The following is a 17,762-nucleotide window of genomic DNA, read 5'->3' on the forward strand; positions in this document are numbered from 1 at the left end:
CACGAAGTGCTCGCTCGGCAGGGTCTCCCCCTCCTTGAGGGCCTGCACCGCGGGGTCGTTGTTGTCGAGGTTATAGGTCCAGTTGCCGTCGGCATCCAGGCTGAAGGTGCCGTGGGCGCCTTTGACCAGGTCCTGAGGCTGGAAGCGGGCCTCGCCCTGATCGACATCGGTGGCGACCAGCTTGCCGCCGGTGGTGAGGGTGACGTCCTCTTTCACCGCGCCCTGGTCGGCACCCGGGGTGGCGACGCCGATGCTGGCATCGTCATTGGTGCCGGTGATGGTGATGGTGACCGTCGCCGGGGCACTCTGGTTGCCATTGGGATCGGTGGCAATATAGGTAAAGGAAACCTGCTGGGTTTCCCCTTCTTTAAGGGATTGGAACTCTGCAGAGGGGGTATAAATATAGCTTCCGTCGGCATTTAATATCAGCTGGCCCCGATCTACATCCGTCACTAGGGAATAGCCTTGAGGATTAATACCGTCATGATCGGGATCTTGTGCCGCGGGTACTTGCGCATAAAGCACCGGGGCATCTTCCGAAATAATATGTGATTGGTCAAATGCGATCGGATCGTGTTCAGCCTCTTCGGCAGTCAGCTCCCCCAATATATCCCGATACCGAATAAATTCGGGTGCGTCATGTGCCGTGTCAAACCCGGCGTTGGAAATAGTCGCCTGATTGGTGCGCTCGGTCACTATGGCGCCGGCATTGCCGGAGCCGGCGGCGATACCTGATGCATCGCCGCCACTGGCGGTGGCCTGAGCGACCTCGGTAGGATCCTTGCCATCCAGAATCGCTTGCTGGAGCTCGGCAAGTTCCTGCTGTTCCTCTGGAGACAGTGGCTCGGTGTCGAAACTGATGGCGGCTTGCGCCTTGTCGGGCGCATCAGAAACCGGTGCCGGCGGGGTGAGTTCGACCTCGGACTTGGACACTAGCAATACCCCTTTGGGTATTAAGTCTCCAACCTGTACCGTTTTTATCGAGCCATCTTTTAACACTACCCAAGACTCGCCTTGAGCATGGGTAATTTCCATCGGTTGATCGAGCAGGATTCTGAACATATGACGTGTTTTCCTAATAGACTGAACTGTTTTTATATTTTTATTATTACGAGTGTGATGCCACGAAAAGGCGCTCATTATATGAACTGGCATTATCGTTCAGACGTAAAATAAAGTTTTTTTAAGGATTTAAATGGAAAACGTTTTTAAATTGCTCTTTTTTAGGGTGATTTCTGACTTTCTTGATTAAAAATCAATGAATTATATTTTTATACCTCTTTATGGATGGGCTTGGTCGTCCATGATTGCGTCTGATTTGTTGCAAGGTTGCTGGTTATTTGTGTTGTTTTGGTCTGAAGGCATTGTTTGCCATGACGCCGTGAAAAATAAGCGCTGTTAAAACAGCTGGATCCGGCACCAGGTACAGGGGGCCGGCAGGACCAACAGGCAGCTTTTTGTCCGGCCAGGAGGAGGTCGCCCGCATTGCTTGTGTATCAGCATCACCGCGAGGATGCGTCTGAGCAGATGTCCGCAGTCGTTGTAGAGTCTGCCTGGTAGAGCGTAGAGCAGGGCATCCCGATACCGTTTCGGGTGGGTCTATACCAGACAGGCAAAAAGTTGCCGATGCAAATCGTTTTACCGCTTTTTCTGTGACGGTGATCACTGTAGCATCGCCGCCCGACCTGCCAGTTGGCCGTAATTTCCTCGCGGCGGCGCTGGCGTCACCCGATACTCGCCGTCACCCGGAACGTGAATGACCCCAGGATGGGACCCGCCACTAACCAGCAGGTGTGTGGTCTGTGTGTCGCGTGGTCGGCACGCTCCCGCCTGACTGCCCCGCGATGCCCCTCTGCAGACCTGCCGTATGAATCTCCTCTCTTCATAGGTGCAAGATGACCCTGTTATTGAGTCTGGTCGGTATGTTGGCCCTCCTGTTTATCGCCTGGCTGGCGAGTGAAAATCGCCGTGCCATCCGCTGGCGCACCGTGCTGGGCGCCCTGGCGCTGCAGATCGGCCTGGCCGCCCTGGTGCTCTACTTTCCCCCGGGCCAGCTCCTGCTCGGCGCCATGAGCAACGGCGTTTCCGCCCTGCTCGGCTTCGCCGACAGCGGCATCCGCTTCGTGTTTGGCGATCTGGCCAGCAACGGCTTCATCTTCGCCGTGCGGGTGCTGCCGCTGGTGATCTTCATCAGTGCCCTCATCGCCGTGCTCTATCACTTTGGCATCATGCAGTGGGTGATCCGGGTGCTGGGGGGTGGCATTCACCGCCTGCTCGGCACCAGCCGCGCCGAGTCCCTGGTGGCCACCGGCAACATCTTCCTCTCTCAGGGGGAGTCGCCGTTGCTCATCCGTCCCTTCCTGGCTGGCATGACCCGCTCAGAGCTGTTTGCGGTGATGACTTGCGGCATGGCGTCGGTGGCGGGTTCGGTGCTGGGGGGGTACGCCGGGCTCGGCGTGGATCTCAAATACCTCATCGCCGCCTCCTTCATGGCGGCGCCCGGCGGCCTGCTGATGGCCAAACTGCTGGTGCCGGAGCAGGAGCGGGTGCGCGAGCAGGACGAGATCACCCTCGACAAGAGCGACTACAGCAACGCCATCGACGCCCTGGCGGGCGGCGCCATGGGCGGCATGAAAATCGCGGTGGCCATCGGCACCATACTGCTGGTGTTTGTCAGCGTCATCACCATGATCAACGCAGGCTTCGCCACCGTCGGGGGCTGGTTCGGCTGGGCCGATCTCTCGTTGCAACTGCTGCTGGGCTACCTGTTCGCCCCCGTGGCCTGGCTCATCGGGGTGCCGAGCGATGAGATGATGGCGGCCGGCTCCCTCATCGGCCAGAAGGTGATCATGAACGAGTTCGTCGCCTATCTGGACTTTGCCAGCATCAGGCAGGAGCTGAGCGCCCACAGCCAGATCATCATCACCTTCGCCCTGTGCGGCTTCGCCAATCTGGGGTCGATCGCCATCCAGCTCGGCTCCATCGGGACCATGGCGCCGGAGCGCCGCCAGGACGTCGCCCGCATGGGCCTCAAGGCCGTGCTGGCCGCCACCCTGGCGAACCTGATGAGCGCCACCCTGGCGGGGATCTTCGTCTCGCTGGGCTGATGCCTTGATATCTGGCTAGCCAGCCGCAGCAATAACAAGCCCCGTCTCGCCACAAGGCAAGACGGGGCTTTTTATCGCCAACAGCTCATGGCTGGAGGGATCGGGCTTGGCGATCCCATGGCGCCGCCCGCCGGCAAGCGCCGCACAAAACAAGACACCGGCGCGAGGCCGGTGTCTTGGGATAACAGAGTCGAGCCCCTGGTCAGGGCGCGGCGGCAATGCGCTTAGGCGTAAAACGCCTCGACGGTGCCCTTGACGGTGATCAACATGGGGTTGCCGTAGCGATCCTTGGCCTTGGGGGAGGGGATCTTCACCCAGCCTTCGCTGATGCAGTACTCCTCGACATTGGTGCGCTCCTTGCCGTTGAGGCGAATGCCGATCTCGTGCTCGAAGCACTCCGCCACATGGTGCGGGCTGCGCGGGTTGGCCGCCAGATGGTCGGGCAGTGCGGGTTTGTTGTCGCTCATTTTATAGACCTGAGTTTGATAAAAAGTGGGTCATTGTAGGCAATGCCCGCCGCGGGCTCAAGGCTGGGCTGCATCCCATGCGGTGCGTATCTTTGCCACATGGCAGGTGATCCGGGTCGCCCCCTTCAAACTCGAGGCTTACCTTACAGCCCGAGGTGAGGTGGCGATCCTCTCCAAACTCTACTGGGTCTGGCTGCCGGGAATTATGTTGATGCTGGTGTTGATTTGGGGGCGGGTGTGGGGCTGGGGTCGTCAGTGAATGCTGAGACTGGCGGCCAGGTGATGAAGATAGTCATAACTGTGCCACTGCACTGCGCAGAGGGCGAGCAGTGCTGAGGCCCCCAAGGCACCTTGATCCCAGTGCCGTAGCAATACCCGCAACACATGCACTATGCAAAGACCCAGACTCACCATATAAATGAGGGTTAACACTCCTTCAATCAAATCCGATATGCCGTAGGGATCATTCGGATTGTGATAAAGCAGGTCATAGCCAAATGCACGAAATCCGAGTCTGATCAGAAACAGGGAAAAGCTGAGGGTGGCCAGTCGTTTTGTTTTTCGGCTGATTTCTGTCATGCAACTTCTCAAATCTTCCAACGTTTACTTGTGTAGCTGAGGTGCAGTTCCACGCATTCACGCTAAGTCGTTGTTGGCAACACCGGGACACCCACCTTTTTGTTGTCTGATTACGCTCTAGTTAAAATGAGATTTATAAAATCGGATTTTTTACGACGATAGTCATCTTGCGAACAGCCTTTACATGACATTTTGAGTTCATTGTATCGTTGAACCAGCGAAGGGTCGGCACGCAATTTATTACGAAAAATCAGAAAAAATTCAAATTCAGAACCATTGGCTACCAGCTGAAAAGCAACGTCATCACTCGATGTTGACTCCAACATACACAATTCCGATGTTCTCAAGGTGTCGGCTTTTCTTGAAAGCCCAATGTTGTCAGGAGCTGGACGGCAGCTTCGAGTTCATCACTCTCTACGCCGATAAAAATATCAAGATCGCCTTTAGATATTGCCAGCGGAATTGAAGAGGCGCCTATGTGTTCAACTCTTGCCTTCGGGAGCAATTGTTTTACTTTGCGCTCGTATCGAAGAAACAGCTCTTCACAAGACGCTTGATATTGTTCAGCACGGCGTTGTTTCCCAAATCAGCCTTAAGAACGTAGCTTCCCCAGCCCCAAGTGACCGTTACACTTGGGGCTTTCTGACAGGCAGGCCAAGGCTGTTCAGTTTGTTTATCGCACTCACATACGCCATCACTTCCCCCACCTGGCCGTTGTAGTTTCGCAGACTGATTTTTCCCACCATCAGCTGTTTGAACCGGGACATCGCCGTCTCTGCCAACGAGCGACGGTGATACCCTGATATCTTCTTCCAGTACGCCAACCCTTCCTTGCGCATCACCAGTACTGCCTCATTTCTCGGATGTTCCTTTTCCCATAACCCCGCATTCTGACGAGGCGGGATACAAGCTGTCGCCCTTTTGCGCGCTATCAGCTGATGGCTGGCTTTGCTGTCATACGCACCATCAGCATAAATGGCGCCCAGCTTGCGTCGCAGTGGATTGAGCAGAGTCGGCACTACCTCAGCGTCATGAACGTTTTCCAGCGACACTTCCGCCGCCACGATATCGTGGGTCGCCGGATCAACCGCCAGATGCAACTTTCGCCAGACTCGCCGCTTCTCGGCGCCGTGTTTCCGGACCTTCCACTCGCCTTCGCCAAGCACCTTCAGGCCGGTCGAATCGATAACCAGGTCGGTAATCGTCCCTTTAGATGGCTGCCGATAGGCCACCTTCACCGTACGGGCCCGCTTGCTGACACAGCTATAGTCCGGTGCGCACAGCGGAACGTTCATCAACTCGAACAGGGAGTCGAGTAGCCCCTGAGTTGCTCGCAAAGTAAGGCTGAAAATCCCCTTGAGCATCAAGAAGGTAGAGATGGTCTGGTCAGTGTAGAGCTGGCTACGTCCCCGTCGCCCGTGATGGTCGTGGTGGAGCCAATTGTCCATGGCATCTGCATCAACCCAGAAGGTGAGGGAGCCACGGTGGATCAGAGACTTGTTGTATTGAGACCAGTTGGTGATGGGGTGAAGCGACTTGCCCATGATGCAGATTTGAAGGGAATGGTGATGATCAGATCGCCACGCCCTCAGTTAGTTCCATTCAAACCGCATCGATTTGGGAAACAACGCCCCAAACAGTTAAATGGTTGGCTGTAGCAAGCGCCGACAAGGCTACCGCCCCTGAGTTACAGCTCCCAGTCCGCTGCTTTTAACCTGCGAGCTATCAACAATCGTTTCCATGTCGCTCTCCCGAGAGATGGATTGTTGTTTGGCTATCTTAAGGGCGATGCTGATAGTTGAGAAGGGGGCTTTGGCGGGGATCTGTTTTGGATCAACAAATTAGTCATCAGTGGCAACTGTTGTGAGCAGCATCTGCTGCCGTAAATTCCCTTCACCCCAGCCCTCTCCCGGAGGGAGAGGGGGCACATGCCGGGAGCGGTCAGTGGGTACAAACGACAAAAAGAGAGGGAGCCGGTCAGGCTCCCTTGATAACGGATATGAGAGTGGCGAATCGGGGTCACAGACAGCCGACCCCATACTCGACCTTAGCGGTTGGTCGCGGCCTTCATCCCTTCCACAAACTCTTTCAGACGAGTGAGCATATGTTCCGGGTTCTGGTGGTGGGTCTCGATGATCTTCACCACGGCGGAGCCGGAGATGGCACCGGCGGCACCGGCCTTGATGGCATCACGGACCTGGGCCGGTTCGCTGATGCCAAAGCCGAGCAGGGCGGGGGGGGCCTTGAACTCGCGCAAGGTGTTGATCAGGCCATCCACCGGCATGCCGGCCTTGGTCTCGGCGCCGGTCACGCCGGCGCGGCTCACCAGATAGGTGTAACCGCTGCCGAGCTCAGCCACGGCCTTGAGGGTCTCGGTGTCGCCGTTGGGCGGCGCGATAAAGATGCTGTCGATGCCGAAGCGATCGGCCGCCGCCTTGTAGGGCTCGCACATCTGCACCGGCACGTCTGCCACCAGCACCGAATCCACGCCCGCCTGCTGGCACTTCTCGTAGAAGCCATCGATGTGGCGCACATAGACCAGGTTGGCGTAGACCAGCAGACCGATGGGGATCTGCGGGTACTTGGCACGTACCCTGGTGAGCAGTTCGAAGCAGCCATCCGGGGTGGTGTGGCTCGCGAAGGCGCGCAGGGCCGCGCCCTGGATGGTGGGGCCGTCCGCCACCGGGTCGGAGAAGGGGATGCCGAGCTCGAGGGCATCGGCGCCCCCCTCGACCAGCGCATCTATGATGGCCAGCGACAATTCGGGGGTGGGATCCCCCAGCATCACGAACGGCACGAAGGCGCCCTGATTGGCTGCATCCAGCCGGGAGAAGAGTTGTGCGTAGCGATTCATGACAGGGTTCCTTCTTTCTCAAAAATGTCGGCGACGGTGAAGATGTCCTTGTCGCCACGGCCGGAGAGGTTGACGATCAGCACCTGCTCTTTCTCGGGTTCGCTGCGCGCCATCTTGAGGGCATGGGCCAGGGCGTGGGAGGACTCCAGCGCCGGGATGATCCCCTCGGATTTGGCCAGCTCCTGGAAGGCGTCCAGCGCCTCCTTGTCGGTGATGGAGACATAGTCTGCCCGGCCGATGGCGGCCAGGTGGGCATGCTGCGGGCCGACGGAGGGGAAGTCCAGCCCCGCCGAGACGGAGTAGGACTCCTGAATCTGACCCTGCTCGTCCTGCATCAGGTAGGAGTGCATGCCGAAGAAGACCCCCTTGCTGCCGTGACCGAGTGGCGCACCGTGCTCACCGCTCTCGATGCCGTGGCCACCGGGCTCGACCCCGATGAGGCGCACCGAGGGCTCGTCGATGAAATCAGCAAAGATGCCGATGGCGTTGGAGCCGCCGCCGACGCAGGCGATCACGGCATCGGGCAGCCGTTCTTCTTTTACGAAGCACTGGGCCTTGGCCTCCTCACCGATCATCTTCTGGAACTCCCGCACTATGGTGGGGAAGGGGTGCGGACCGGCGGCGGTGCCGAGCAGGTAGTGGGCGCTGTCGTAGTTGGCAGCCCAGTCGCGCAGCGCCTCGTTGCAGGCATCCTTCAGGGTGGATGAGCCCGAATGCACCGGTATGACGGTGGCCCCCATCAACTTCATGCGAAACACGTTCGGCTTCTGCCGCTCGCAATCCTTGGCCCCCATGTAGACACGGCACTTGAGGCCGAGCAGGGCGCAGGCCAGGGCCGTGGCGACCCCGTGCTGACCGGCGCCGGTCTCGGCGATGATCTCTTTCTTGCCCATGCGTTTGGCGAGCAGGGCCTGGCCCAGCACCTGGTTGGTCTTGTGGGCGCCGCCGTGCAGCAGGTCTTCGCGCTTCAGATAGAGGCGGGTCTTGGTGCCCTTGGTCAGGTTGCGGGTCAGGGTGAGCGGGGTCGGGCGCCCGGCGTACTCGGTCAGCAGCTCCTGAAACTCGGCGATAAAGGCCGGGTCATCCTTGGCATCGACGAAGGCCTTCTCCAGCTGGAGCAGGGCGGGGATCAGGATCTGGGGCACATACATGCCACCAAATTCACCAAAAAACGGGTTAAGCAGGGTCATGATCTATTCCTTGTTCAGATTCATTAAAAACTTAAATATCAAAAATTCAGCATCAAATTCGGTGCCGTCAATGCGGCAGGTGCGTCACAGCTTGTGCAGGGCGGCGAAGGCGGCCTCAAGCTTCTGTGCATCCTTCTGGCCGGGGGCGCTCTCCACCCCGGAGTTGAAATCGAGGCCAAGGCAACCCACCTGGGCGGCGCGCAGGGCGTTGTCGGGATTGAGGCCACCGGCCAGCATCAGGCGAGACTTATCGAGGCTTGCCAGCATGGCCCAGTCGAACGCCTGACCTGTGCCGCCGCTCTGGCTGCCGACTTTCGTATCGAGCAGCAGCCTATCTGCCGGATAGTCGAGGGCGGGCAGCGGCTCGCCGCTCGTGACGCCGACCGCCTTCCAGATCTCGCAACCCTCGGGCAGCAGAGTACGCAGCGCCTCGATATAGGCGGCGTCTTCATCCCCGTGCAGCTGCACCGCGGCGAGCCCGAGGGCCTCGACCGTCAGGGCTATGGTCTGGGGCTGGGCATTGCGAAACACCCCCACATAGTTGAGCGGGGCGCCGGCCATCACGGCACGGGCGCCGGGGATGTCCACGTAGCGCGGGCTCTTGGCCACGAAGATAAGGCCACCAAATACCGCACCTGCCTGATGGGCAGCGGCGGCGTCTTCCGCGCGGGTCAGGCCGCATACCTTGTTCTGGCCGAGGGTGAGCTTGCGCACCGCGGCCTCCAGATCGGCCTCCTCCATCAGGGAGGAGCCTACCAGGAAGCCCTTGGCATGCTGGCGCAGGCGGGCGACCTGGCTGCGATCCCGGATGCCGGATTCGCTGATGACCACGCGATCGGCGGGAATGTCGGCGGCCAGCTGGCCGGTGCGGGCGAGATCCACGCTGAGATCGCGCAGGTCTCTGTTATTGATGCCGATCACCGGCGCGCCCAGGGCGATGGCGCGGGTCAGCTCCTCTTCGTTGCTCACCTCGGTCAGCACCCCGAGGCCGAGCTCCTTGGCAACCTTGAACAAGGCGTGGTAGCCCTCGTCGGTGAGCACCGAGAGCATCAGCAGGATGGCGTCCGCCTGATAGTGGCGAGCCAGATAGACCTGATAGGGGTCGATCATGAAGTCCTTGCACAGCACAGGCTGGCTGACCCTGGCCCGCACCCTCGGCAGGAAGGCGAAATCCCCCTGGAAGAACTTCTCGTCGGTCAGCACCGAGATGGCGGTGGCGTAACGGCCATAGACGTCGGCGATGGCCTCCAGATCGAAGTCATTGCGGATCAACCCCTTGGAGGGGGAGGCCTTCTTGCATTCGAGAATGAAGCGGGTGCCGCCGGCGCGAAGTTGCCCCTCGAAGTCCCGATCGCTTTGAGTGAGCGCGGCCTGGAAGCTCTCCAGCGGCTGCGCCTGCTTGCGGGCCGCCACCCACGCCTGTTTGGCGGCCACTATCTTGCCGAGTATGGTCTGGTTGATGGAGGCCATGTTCAGGAAGCCATGGGGGGCAATAAGGTCTGACATCTCGTTATCCTTGCGAAGCTGGCTACAGCCTTGTGGGCTCTCTTGTTGGGCGCTGTGCTGAGCGGTGACTGACATCATGCCTCCTGATGGCTCAGGGTGGCGAGTGCCTGGGCGAGCGCGCTGGTCTCGCCGCTGGCCAGCTTGGCCAGCACCAGGGCGGCGGCCTGCTTGAAGTCCGGGGCCTTGCCCGCCATCACCAGCAGTGGCGCCACATTGGCGGCGATGGCGGCGTTGTGGGCCGGGCTGCCTTCGCCGGCCAGGATGGCGGCGGTGATGGCGCGATTCTCCTCTGGCTCCCCCCCTTGAATGGCGCTGACCGGGTAGGTCTCGAGGCCAAAGTCGGCCGGGGTGAGCAGGTACTCACGGATCTCACCGTCACGGATCTCGGCCACCTGGGTCGGGCCGTGGATGGCCACCTCGTCCAGCCCGGCGCCGTGTACCACCATACCGGTTTTCAGTCCCAGTGCCAGCAGGGTTTCGGCGATGGGGCGCACCAGCTCGGGGGCATAGACTCCCATCAGTTGGTAGCTGGGGCGGGCGGGGTTGATCAGCGGCCCCAGGACGTTAAACAGCGTCCTGGTTTTCAAGGCCTGACGCACCGGCATGGCGTGGCGCACCCCGGCGTGATACTGGGGGGCGAACAGGAAGCAGATGCCGAGCTCGTCCAGACAGCGGCGGGCCAGCTCAGGGCTCATGTCGAGCCTGATGCCCATCTTGTCCAGCAGATCGCTGGAGCCCGACTTGCTCGAGACCGAGCGGTTGCCGTGCTTGGCCACTTTCAGGCCGCAGGCGGCGGCGACCAGCGCCGAGGTGGTGGAGACGTTGATGGTGTTGAGGCCATCACCGCCGGTGCCGACGATGTCGCAGAAGGCGTAGTCAGGGCGCGGGAAGGGACGGGCCTCGGCCAGCAGGGCGTCGGCGGCACCGGCGATCTCCTCCGGGGTCTCCCCCTTGAGCTTGAGGGCGGTGAGCAGGCTGGCGAGCACGATGGGATCCACTTCGCCGCGTACCACTTGACCGAAGGCGTCACGGGCTTCGTCGCGGGAGAGAGACTGCCCCTGATAGAGGGTGTTGAGATGATGATGCATGGGGTCTCCTTACCGCACGTGGCTTTCTGGGCGGGTGATATGGGCGAGCGCCTGGGTGAGCAGGCGGGCCCCTTCGCTGGTCATGATGGATTCCGGGTGGAACTGGAAGCCCAGCACCCGCTCGTCCCGTTGCTCGATGGCCATGGGCATGCCCTGGTAGTGGGCGATCACCTGCAGCTCTTCCGGCACATAGGTGGCGACCAGGGAGTGGTAACGGGCCACCGGCAGCGGGCTCGGCAGGCCGGCGAAGGCGCCGTGGCCATGGTGCTCGATGAGGGAGCGCTTGCCGTGGACTATCTCCTCCGCCGCGCCGACGGTGCCGCCGTAGGCTTCGCACAGCGCCTGATGACCGAGGCAGATGCCGAGGATCGGCACCCGGCCGCGGGCCAGCTTAATGAGATCGATGAGGCAGCCGGCCTCGTGGGGGGCGCCCGGTCCCGGCGAGAGCACCAGCACGGCGTCGCCGTCACAGGCTTCGATCTCCTGCATGATGCGGGTCGCCGGCAGGCTGTTGCGGTAGATGCGCACCGGGTAGCCGAGGGTGCGGAACTGATCGACCAGGTTGTAGGTAAAGGAGTCGAAGTTATCGAGCAGGAAGATGTTAGTCATGGCGCGCCGCCTTGGTTTTCTCAGACTGCTGGTGTTCTTGCAGGCTGAGGGCCTGCAGGGAGGTGCCATGGCTGGCGGCGATGGCGGCCAGCACGGCGGCGGCCTTGGCACGGGTTTCGTCCGCTTCCATCTGGGGCTTGGAGTCATAGACCACGCCGGCGCCGGCCTGGACATGGGCCACGCCCTCCTTGACGAAGGCGGAGCGGATCACGATGCAGGTGTCCATCTCGCCTACGCCGTTGAGATAGCCGACGGCGCCGCCGTAGCTGCCCCGTCTGCGACCTTCCACGGCGCGAATGAGCTCGCTGGCGCGCAGCTTGGGGGCGCCGGTGAGGGTGCCCATGTTCATGCAGGCCTGATAGGCGTGCAGGGCGTCGAGATCGGCTCTCAGGGTGCCGACCACCCGGGAGACCAGGTGCATCACGTGGCTGTAGCGATCCACCTTGAGCAGATCCTTCACGTAGCGGGTGCCGGGCTCGGAGATGCGGGCGATGTCGTTGCGGCCGAGATCCACCAGCATCAGGTGTTCGGCCACCTCCTTCTCGTCCTGGCGCAGCTCCAGCTCGATGCGGCCGTCCAGATCCAGGTTGATGCTGCCATCCGGGTTGAGGCCACGGCGGCGGGTGCCGGCGATGGGGTACATCTCCACCTGGCGGCTGGCGGCTTCAAACTTGACCGCGCTCTCCGGCGAGGCGCCAAACAGGGTGAAGCCCTCATCCTGCACGTAGAACATGTAGGGACTGGGGTTGGTCTGCTTGAGGCGGCGGTAGGCGGCGATGGGCTCGGGGCAGGGCAGGGAGAAGCTGCGTGAGGGCACCACCTGGAAGATGTCGCCCCGGCGGATGAAGCCCTTGAGCTTTTCCACCTCGGCGCAGAACTGCTTGTCGTTCTTGTCGACGCAGAGCGCGCCGGTCAGCGGCTGGGTCGTCTGCGGCCGGGGTTGTGGCTGCTGACAGGCCTGCTTGAAGCTCTCGAGCCGGCTGAGCAGGCGAGCGTAGCGCGCCTCCTGCTGGCTCTCTTCCTGCTCGTCGTCGCCACTGTTACCGCCAAACAGGCAGGCCACCAGCTGGGTGCTCTGTTTGATGTGATCTATGGTGATCAGGGTCTCGGCCACATAGAAGCAGTAGTCGGGGCAGTCGTTGCTGCCTTCCGGTACTTCTGGCAGATCCTCGAACGAGGCGATGAGGTCATAGGCGAAGCTGCCGCCCATAAACAGCGCCTCTTTACCGAGTGCGTCATTGCCGGGCGAACAGTGCAGCTGTTGTTGCAGGGTGCGCAGCACGTCCAGCACGCTGATACCCTTGAGGCGGCTGTCTTCGTCAAGCTCCCGATCGGAGGCCGGGAACTCGAGGTGCAGCTCCCCCTTCACCAGGCTGCGGCGGATCGGGGCCGGCAGCTGTTCGCCGAGCAGGGTCTGCAGCTGGGCGCCGTTGTCGTTGAGGGCGCGCACCTGCACGGTGCGGCCCCGGCACTCGATGCGCAGGCAGGCGTCCACCAGCAGCAGGCTCTGGGTGCCGGCCTTGGAGTCGATCTCTACCGATTCCAGCAACAGGTTGTTGGGGCGGCCCTGGCACAGCTGGCTGTAGAGCGCCAGGGGATCGGTGACATAAGGGGCATTGAGCCTGAGGGTATCGAACTCGCCCAGGGATAACCGGGTCTTGCTGGCTGTCATAATGCGTTCCCTTGCGTGAGATGGTGATGACCGATATTCATGACGTTGCATACCTCGAAAAAATGCCTTGAAAATTAAGGTGGTTCAGGCGGTTTCAGTAGGGGCGCCATCGCCAGGTCTTTGTGCTGGTCTGAATTCTCGGTTTCATCACATGTCCATTTGCCGGATAATAAAAAAGCCCGCTGGGGTCAGCGGGCTTTTTCTCTGGGTTCTTAATTTGCTGTCAGATTACAGGTACAGCAACGACCACACGCCCGCATGTTAGGGAATGTGCCACCACCAGTTCTGGTTCAGGGTGATTGTCGTTTGCATGATAGAATCCTGTAACGTTCTGTTTGCAGTTGAAGTGTCTACAGAAAACGATAAAGCCGCGGCCAAGTCAAGTCGCTTTTTTGCCTTCTTTTTTCCAAAGTGGCCTGTTCATGAGAGCGAAATAAGCCGATGAGATTCGATCTTCACTGTCATACCACCGCCTCCGACGGGGTGCTGGCACCCCGTGACCTGGTGCGGCGCGCCGCCGAGAAAGGGGTCGAGGTGTTAGCGGTCACTGACCACGATACCCTCGCCGGGCTTGATGAGATCCGCGCAACGATCAAAGCCGAGCAGTTGCCGCTGCGGCTGGTGAGCGGGGTCGAGATCTCCACCGGTTGGGAGCATCACGAGATCCATGTAGTGGCGCTGGGGGTGGATGAAAAAAATCCGCAGCTGGTGGCCTTCCTGGCTGCCCAGCTGGCCCGTCGCGAGGCGCGCGCCGAGGAGATAGGGCGCCGTCTGGAGAAGTGCCAGCTCCCTGGCACCTACGAAGAGGCCAAGGCCCTGGCCGGTGACGCCGCCGTGACCCGCGCCCATTTTGCCCGGGTGCTGATGGCGCGCGGGGTGGCCGACACCATGCAGAAGGTATTCAAGAAATACCTGAGCCGGGGCAACAAGGGCTATGTGCCCGCCGAGTGGCTCGAGATGGCGGTTGCCATCGAGGCCATTCATGGCGCCGGCGGCCTGGCGGTGCTGGCGCACCCCAGCCGTTATGGCCTCACCGCCAAGTGGATCAAGCGGTTGCTGGTGGCCTTCAAGGCCGCCGGGGGGGATGCCATGGAGGTCTCCTTGCCCCAGCAGAGTCCCCAGGAGCGGGCCAACCTGGGCCAGTGGGCCAAGGAGCACGATCTTTACATTTCGGTGGGATCGGATTTTCATTTCCCCTCCAACTGGACCGAGCTGGGCCGCCACCTCTGGCTGCCCAAAGAGGGCATGCCACTCTGGCTGGGGTATCCCGGCCATTTCGGTCTCACCACCGAGGAGCATGCCAGCCTGCTGGCCAGCCGCTGACGGCGGCGCGGATCCGTCGGGTTCGACCTTCGGCGCGAGCGAGTCTGCGTCAAAGGGGTTAAGGTAGTGTCATGGGCCAAGGGGCCCGTGACCATGCTCTAGTTTGGGAATTACAGGCAGGCCTGCCCTGTCGCTATCGCGAGAACAGTTTATGAGTCAGCATTTTTACGTACATCCGGATAATCCCCAGGTCCGCCTCATCGGCCAAGCGGTTCAGATCCTGCAAAACGGGGGCGTCATCGCCTATCCCACCGACTCCGGCTACGCCCTGGGTTGTCAGATGGGTAACAAGGACGCGCTGGAGCGCATCTGCCGCATCCGCCGCATCGATCCGACCCACGACTTCACCCTGGTGTGCCGGGATCTCTCCGAGATCTCCACCTATGCCAAGGTGGACAACACGGCGTTTCGGCTGGTCAAGAACAACACCCCCGGCGCCTACACCTTCATCTTCAAGGCCACCAAGGAAGTGCCGCGCCGGCTGATGAACGAGAAGAAGAAGACCATCGGCATCCGGGTGCCGGCCAACAACATAGCGCTGGCCCTGCTGGAGGGGCTCGGCGAGCCGCTGCTCTCCACCACCCTGATCCTGCCGGGCTCAGAGATGGCCGAGTTCGACCCGGAAGAGATCTTCGACAAGCTCGGCAAGCAGCTGGATCTGGTGGTCAACGGTGGCTATCTGGGCGAGCAGCCCACCACAGTGGTGGACTTCTCCGACGACGAGCCTGTGCTGCGCCGTCGCGGTGCCGGGGATCCCACGCCGTTTGAGTGATACCGCCGAGCCCTTACCCGAGCTGCTGACGCCGGCACCGGGTGCGAGCGGGGAGGCAAGCCTTCCCCTGCCCATCGCCAAAGTCCTGGGGCAGCCCTATCATGAGCTGCCCCAGGACTTGTTTATTCCGCCCGATGCGCTGGAGGTGTTTCTCGACACCTTCGAGGGGCCGCTCGATCTGCTGCTCTACCTCATCCGGCGCCAGCAGCTGGACATTTTGAACCTGCCGATCCTGCAGATCACCGCCCAGTACATGGAGTACGTGGAGCTGATGCAGGGGCTCAACCTGGAGCTGGCGGCCGAATACCTGCTGATGGCGGCCTGGCTGGCGGAGATAAAATCCCGCCTGCTGCTGCCCAGGGCCCCCGAGCTGGAAGAGGAGGACGAGGGGGAAGATCCCCGCGTCACCCTCATTCGCCGGCTGCAGGAGTACGAGCGTTTCAAGGTCGGTGCCGAGCGGGTGAACGAGCTGCCGCGGGTGGAGCGGGAGATCTATCTCGCCGCCGCCCTGCCGCCGGATTTTGGTGCCCTCAAGCCGCTGGCACCCGATGTTTCACTGGTTGAGCTCGCCCTTTACATGCAAAGTGTGGTAAAACGCGCGACTCATTTCGAACATCACCAGATCCGCCGCGAGCAGATCCCGACCCGGGTGCGGATGGCCGAGATCCTCGCCATGCTCTCCCTTGGGCAGACCCTGCGCCTGGAGCAGGTTCTCAAGGCCGAGGAGGGGCGGATGGGGGTGTTGGTGACCTTTCTGGCCCTGCTGGAGCTGTGCAAGGAGTCCCTGATCTGGATCCTGCAGGCGGAACCCCTTGGGCCTATCCATTTCGCCCTGGCCAGTGCCGAGAAGGAGGGGAAGCGTGAACATGTGCATTGAGTCAGCTGCCTGGTCGCCGGCGCGCCAGCGGCCCATTGCGTTAGCGACTCTTAGTGAGGAGGGCACCCGTGGCGCTGCCCGCTGAACGGCTCAAGACGCTGATCGAGGCCGCGCTCTTCGTCGCCGGGCGTCCGTTGACCGCGAGCGAACTCAAGGCCAGCGTGCTGGCCGACTACCCGGTCACCGGCCGCTATGTGCAGCTGTTGCTGGCCGAGCTGAAACAGGATTACAGCGCGCGGGGGGTGGAGCTCAAGGAGGTCGCCTCCGGCTGGCGCTTCCAGGCGCGCCAGGAGTATGCCGACGAGCTCTCCCGGCTGTGGAGCGAGCGGGCGCCGCGCTATTCCCGCGCCGTGATGGAGACGCTGACCCTGATCGCCTATCGTCAGCCGATCACCCGGGCCGAGATCGAAGCCATCCGTGGGGTGGCGGTGTCGAGCCAGATAGTGAATACCCTGAAGGATCGAGGCTGGGTACGCAGCGTCGGTCACAAGGAGGTGGTGGGTCGCCCCGAGCTGCTCGCCACCACCAGAGATTTTCTGGACTATTTCAATCTGCAGAGTCTGGAGCAGCTCCCCGAGCTGGATCCCGAGCTGCAACAACCCTTGCCCGGTTTGCCGGGTGAGGGCAGCGATGCCTAGTCTGCGCTGCCACTTTCTCAATGAAGGTTGGCAAAGAGTGCGACCGGGTGAAATGATCAATGCGATGGCGGATCGCCCAGACGGGATCCGGCATGGCAATAACCGTTGTCCGTTATGTTAGCGGGCAGCGATCAACAATCAGGTAACCCCGATGAGTGAAAAACTGCAAAAAGTGTTGGCCCGCGCGGGTCACGGCTCCCGTCGTGAGATGGAGGCCCTGATCACCGCAGGTCGGGTCAGTGTGGATGGCAAGGCTGCCACACTGGGAGATCGCGTCGAAGTCAACGCCGTGATCCGGGTAGACGGTCACCAGATCAAGACCCGTGCTGCCGAAGAACAGATCTGCCGCGTGTTGGCGTATCACAAGCCCGAAGGGGAGATGTGTACCCGTCACGATCCGGAGGGTCGTCCCACCGTGTTTGATCGTCTGCCCAAGATGGAAGGGGCGCGCTGGATCGCGGTCGGCCGCCTCGACGTCAATACCTCAGGCCTGTTGCTGTTCACCACCGACGGTGAGCTGGCCAACCGGCTGATGCACCCGAGCCACCAGGTGGAGCGGGAATACGCGGTGCGCGTGTTTGGCGAGATCACCGAAGCCATGCTGCAGCGCCTGCGCAAGGGCGTGCAGCTGGAAGACGGCGTCGCCAAGTTCAACAAGATCAAGCCGGCCGGCGGTGAAGGCCTGAACCAGTGGTTCAACGTCACCCTGACCGAGGGTCGCAACCGTGAAGTGCGCCGCCTGTGGGAATCTCAGGAAGTGCAGGTGAGCCGCCTGATGCGGATCCGCTACGGCGATGTCACCCTGGATCGCGGCATCCCCCGCGGTGGTTGGAAAGAGCTGAAGCTGCAGGAGGTGAACTACCTGCGCGGTCTGGTTCACATGAACTACGAGACCGAGTCCAAGGTCGATCTGCAGCAAGAGGGCAAGAGCACCCGCCACAAGCAGGCCGCCCAGATCCGTCGCGCCGTCAAGCGCCACAAGGATATGCAGGGCATGGAGCCGCGCGCGCGCAGCACCACCGCCCGTCGCAAGCCGACCTCCTCGACCCGCAACTCGGGCACCGGCAGCAAATAAGCCGC

The 17,762-nt window shown here is 61.4% G+C and carries 18 protein-coding genes and 1 pseudogene; 7 read left to right on the forward strand and 12 right to left on the reverse strand.

Annotated features, from left to right (window positions below; genetic code table 11):
- A partial coding sequence (locus tag AACW18_RS15925; RefSeq protein ID WP_218389193.1) for a retention module-containing protein occupies nucleotides 1-1,062 on the reverse strand: 1,062 nt, incomplete at its 3' end.
- An 833-nt stretch (nucleotides 1,063-1,895) separates the two neighbouring features.
- Here AACW18_RS15925 and AACW18_RS15930 point away from each other — a divergent pair.
- On the forward strand, nucleotides 1,896-3,107 hold the full coding sequence (locus AACW18_RS15930; protein ID WP_218389194.1) for a NupC/NupG family nucleoside CNT transporter: 1,212 nt from the start codon (nucleotides 1,896-1,898) through the stop codon (nucleotides 3,105-3,107).
- A gap of 224 nt (nucleotides 3,108-3,331) precedes the next feature.
- Here the strand turns inward: AACW18_RS15930 and AACW18_RS15935 are convergent, their stop codons facing one another.
- Nucleotides 3,332-3,574: a DUF3297 family protein gene (locus AACW18_RS15935; protein WP_042655004.1), complete on the reverse strand. Its 243-nt coding sequence runs from the start codon at nucleotides 3,572-3,574 to the stop codon at nucleotides 3,332-3,334.
- An 85-nt stretch (nucleotides 3,575-3,659) separates the two neighbouring features.
- Between AACW18_RS15935 and AACW18_RS15940 the strand changes: the two are divergent.
- Nucleotides 3,660-3,833 (forward strand): annotated as a pseudogene (locus AACW18_RS15940) (metal-dependent hydrolase); the annotation flags it as partial.
- Here the strand turns inward: AACW18_RS15940 and AACW18_RS15945 are convergent.
- The 10 genes from AACW18_RS15945 to AACW18_RS15980 all read right to left on the reverse strand — a co-directional run bounded on the left by AACW18_RS15945 (nucleotide 3,827) and on the right by AACW18_RS15980 (nucleotide 13,072).
- Nucleotides 3,827-4,153, reverse strand: coding sequence for a hypothetical protein (locus AACW18_RS15945; protein ID WP_218389195.1), 327 nt, complete (start codon nucleotides 4,151-4,153; stop codon nucleotides 3,827-3,829). The pseudogene AACW18_RS15940 and the gene AACW18_RS15945 overlap by 7 nt on opposite strands.
- 110 nt (nucleotides 4,154-4,263) lie before the next feature.
- Nucleotides 4,264-4,479: a GrpB family protein gene (locus AACW18_RS21515; protein ID WP_218389196.1), complete on the reverse strand. Its 216-nt coding sequence runs from the start codon at nucleotides 4,477-4,479 to the stop codon at nucleotides 4,264-4,266.
- Between the two features lie 17 nt (nucleotides 4,480-4,496).
- Nucleotides 4,497-4,658, reverse strand: coding sequence for a GrpB family protein (locus tag AACW18_RS21520; protein WP_371317042.1), 162 nt, complete (start codon nucleotides 4,656-4,658; stop codon nucleotides 4,497-4,499).
- Nucleotides 4,659-4,779: 121 nt separating this feature from the next.
- Nucleotides 4,780-5,697: an IS5 family transposase gene (locus AACW18_RS15950; RefSeq protein WP_218389197.1), complete on the reverse strand. Its 918-nt coding sequence runs from the start codon at nucleotides 5,695-5,697 to the stop codon at nucleotides 4,780-4,782.
- 503 nt (nucleotides 5,698-6,200) lie between these two features.
- Nucleotides 6,201-7,007 (reverse strand): tryptophan synthase subunit alpha, encoded by an 807-nt coding sequence (trpA, locus tag AACW18_RS15955; RefSeq protein ID WP_218389198.1) that lies wholly within the window; start codon nucleotides 7,005-7,007, stop codon nucleotides 6,201-6,203.
- Entirely contained in the window at nucleotides 7,004-8,197 is a 1,194-nt protein-coding gene (trpB, locus tag AACW18_RS15960; RefSeq protein ID WP_042654999.1) for a tryptophan synthase subunit beta, read from the reverse strand. Before trpB ends, trpA begins: the two co-directional genes overlap by 4 nt.
- Before the next feature lie 84 nt (nucleotides 8,198-8,281).
- A complete protein-coding gene (trpCF, locus tag AACW18_RS15965) occupies nucleotides 8,282-9,778 on the reverse strand; it encodes a bifunctional indole-3-glycerol-phosphate synthase TrpC/phosphoribosylanthranilate isomerase TrpF (RefSeq protein WP_218389199.1) in 1,497 nt (498 codons plus the stop codon).
- A complete protein-coding gene (gene trpD / locus AACW18_RS15970; protein WP_042654997.1) occupies nucleotides 9,778-10,791 on the reverse strand; it encodes an anthranilate phosphoribosyltransferase in 1,014 nt (337 codons plus the stop codon). The genes trpCF and trpD overlap by 1 nt, the downstream gene beginning before the upstream one ends.
- 9 nt (nucleotides 10,792-10,800) lie before the next feature.
- Nucleotides 10,801-11,400 carry an aminodeoxychorismate/anthranilate synthase component II gene (locus tag AACW18_RS15975; protein WP_033129899.1) on the reverse strand — a complete coding sequence of 200 codons (600 nt, stop codon included), beginning with the start codon at nucleotides 11,398-11,400 and terminating at the stop codon, nucleotides 10,801-10,803.
- Nucleotides 11,393-13,072, reverse strand: a complete 1,680-nt coding sequence (locus AACW18_RS15980) for an anthranilate synthase component 1 (protein WP_218389200.1) — start codon at nucleotides 13,070-13,072, stop codon at nucleotides 11,393-11,395. The genes AACW18_RS15975 and AACW18_RS15980 overlap by 8 nt, the downstream gene beginning before the upstream one ends.
- A 441-nt stretch (nucleotides 13,073-13,513) precedes the next feature.
- On the opposite strand from AACW18_RS15980, the gene rnm reads away from it, so the two are divergent.
- The 5 genes from rnm to rluB all read left to right on the forward strand — a co-directional run bounded on the left by rnm (nucleotide 13,514) and on the right by rluB (nucleotide 17,757).
- Nucleotides 13,514-14,395 carry an RNase RNM gene (gene rnm, locus AACW18_RS15985; protein WP_218389201.1) on the forward strand — a complete coding sequence of 294 codons (882 nt, stop codon included), beginning with the start codon at nucleotides 13,514-13,516 and terminating at the stop codon, nucleotides 14,393-14,395.
- Between the two features lie 151 nt (nucleotides 14,396-14,546).
- Nucleotides 14,547-15,167: an L-threonylcarbamoyladenylate synthase gene (locus AACW18_RS15990; RefSeq protein WP_033129896.1), complete on the forward strand. Its 621-nt coding sequence runs from the start codon at nucleotides 14,547-14,549 to the stop codon at nucleotides 15,165-15,167.
- Nucleotides 15,160-16,044, forward strand: a complete 885-nt coding sequence (locus AACW18_RS15995) for a segregation and condensation protein A (RefSeq protein ID WP_371317043.1) — start codon at nucleotides 15,160-15,162, stop codon at nucleotides 16,042-16,044. The genes AACW18_RS15990 and AACW18_RS15995 overlap by 8 nt, the downstream gene beginning before the upstream one ends.
- A gap of 68 nt (nucleotides 16,045-16,112) precedes the next feature.
- Nucleotides 16,113-16,682 carry an SMC-Scp complex subunit ScpB gene (scpB, locus tag AACW18_RS16000; protein ID WP_042654994.1) on the forward strand — a complete coding sequence of 190 codons (570 nt, stop codon included), beginning with the start codon at nucleotides 16,113-16,115 and terminating at the stop codon, nucleotides 16,680-16,682.
- A 151-nt stretch (nucleotides 16,683-16,833) separates the two neighbouring features.
- Complete coding sequence (rluB, locus tag AACW18_RS16005) at nucleotides 16,834-17,757, forward strand: 23S rRNA pseudouridine(2605) synthase RluB (protein ID WP_042654993.1); 924 nt, start codon at nucleotides 16,834-16,836, stop codon at nucleotides 17,755-17,757.
- The last annotated feature ends 5 nt before the right edge of the window (nucleotides 17,758-17,762 follow it).

This window comes from Aeromonas sp. sia0103, assembly GCF_963895295.1.
In the GTDB taxonomy this organism is placed as follows: Bacteria; Pseudomonadota; Gammaproteobacteria; order Enterobacterales; family Aeromonadaceae; genus Aeromonas; species Aeromonas encheleia.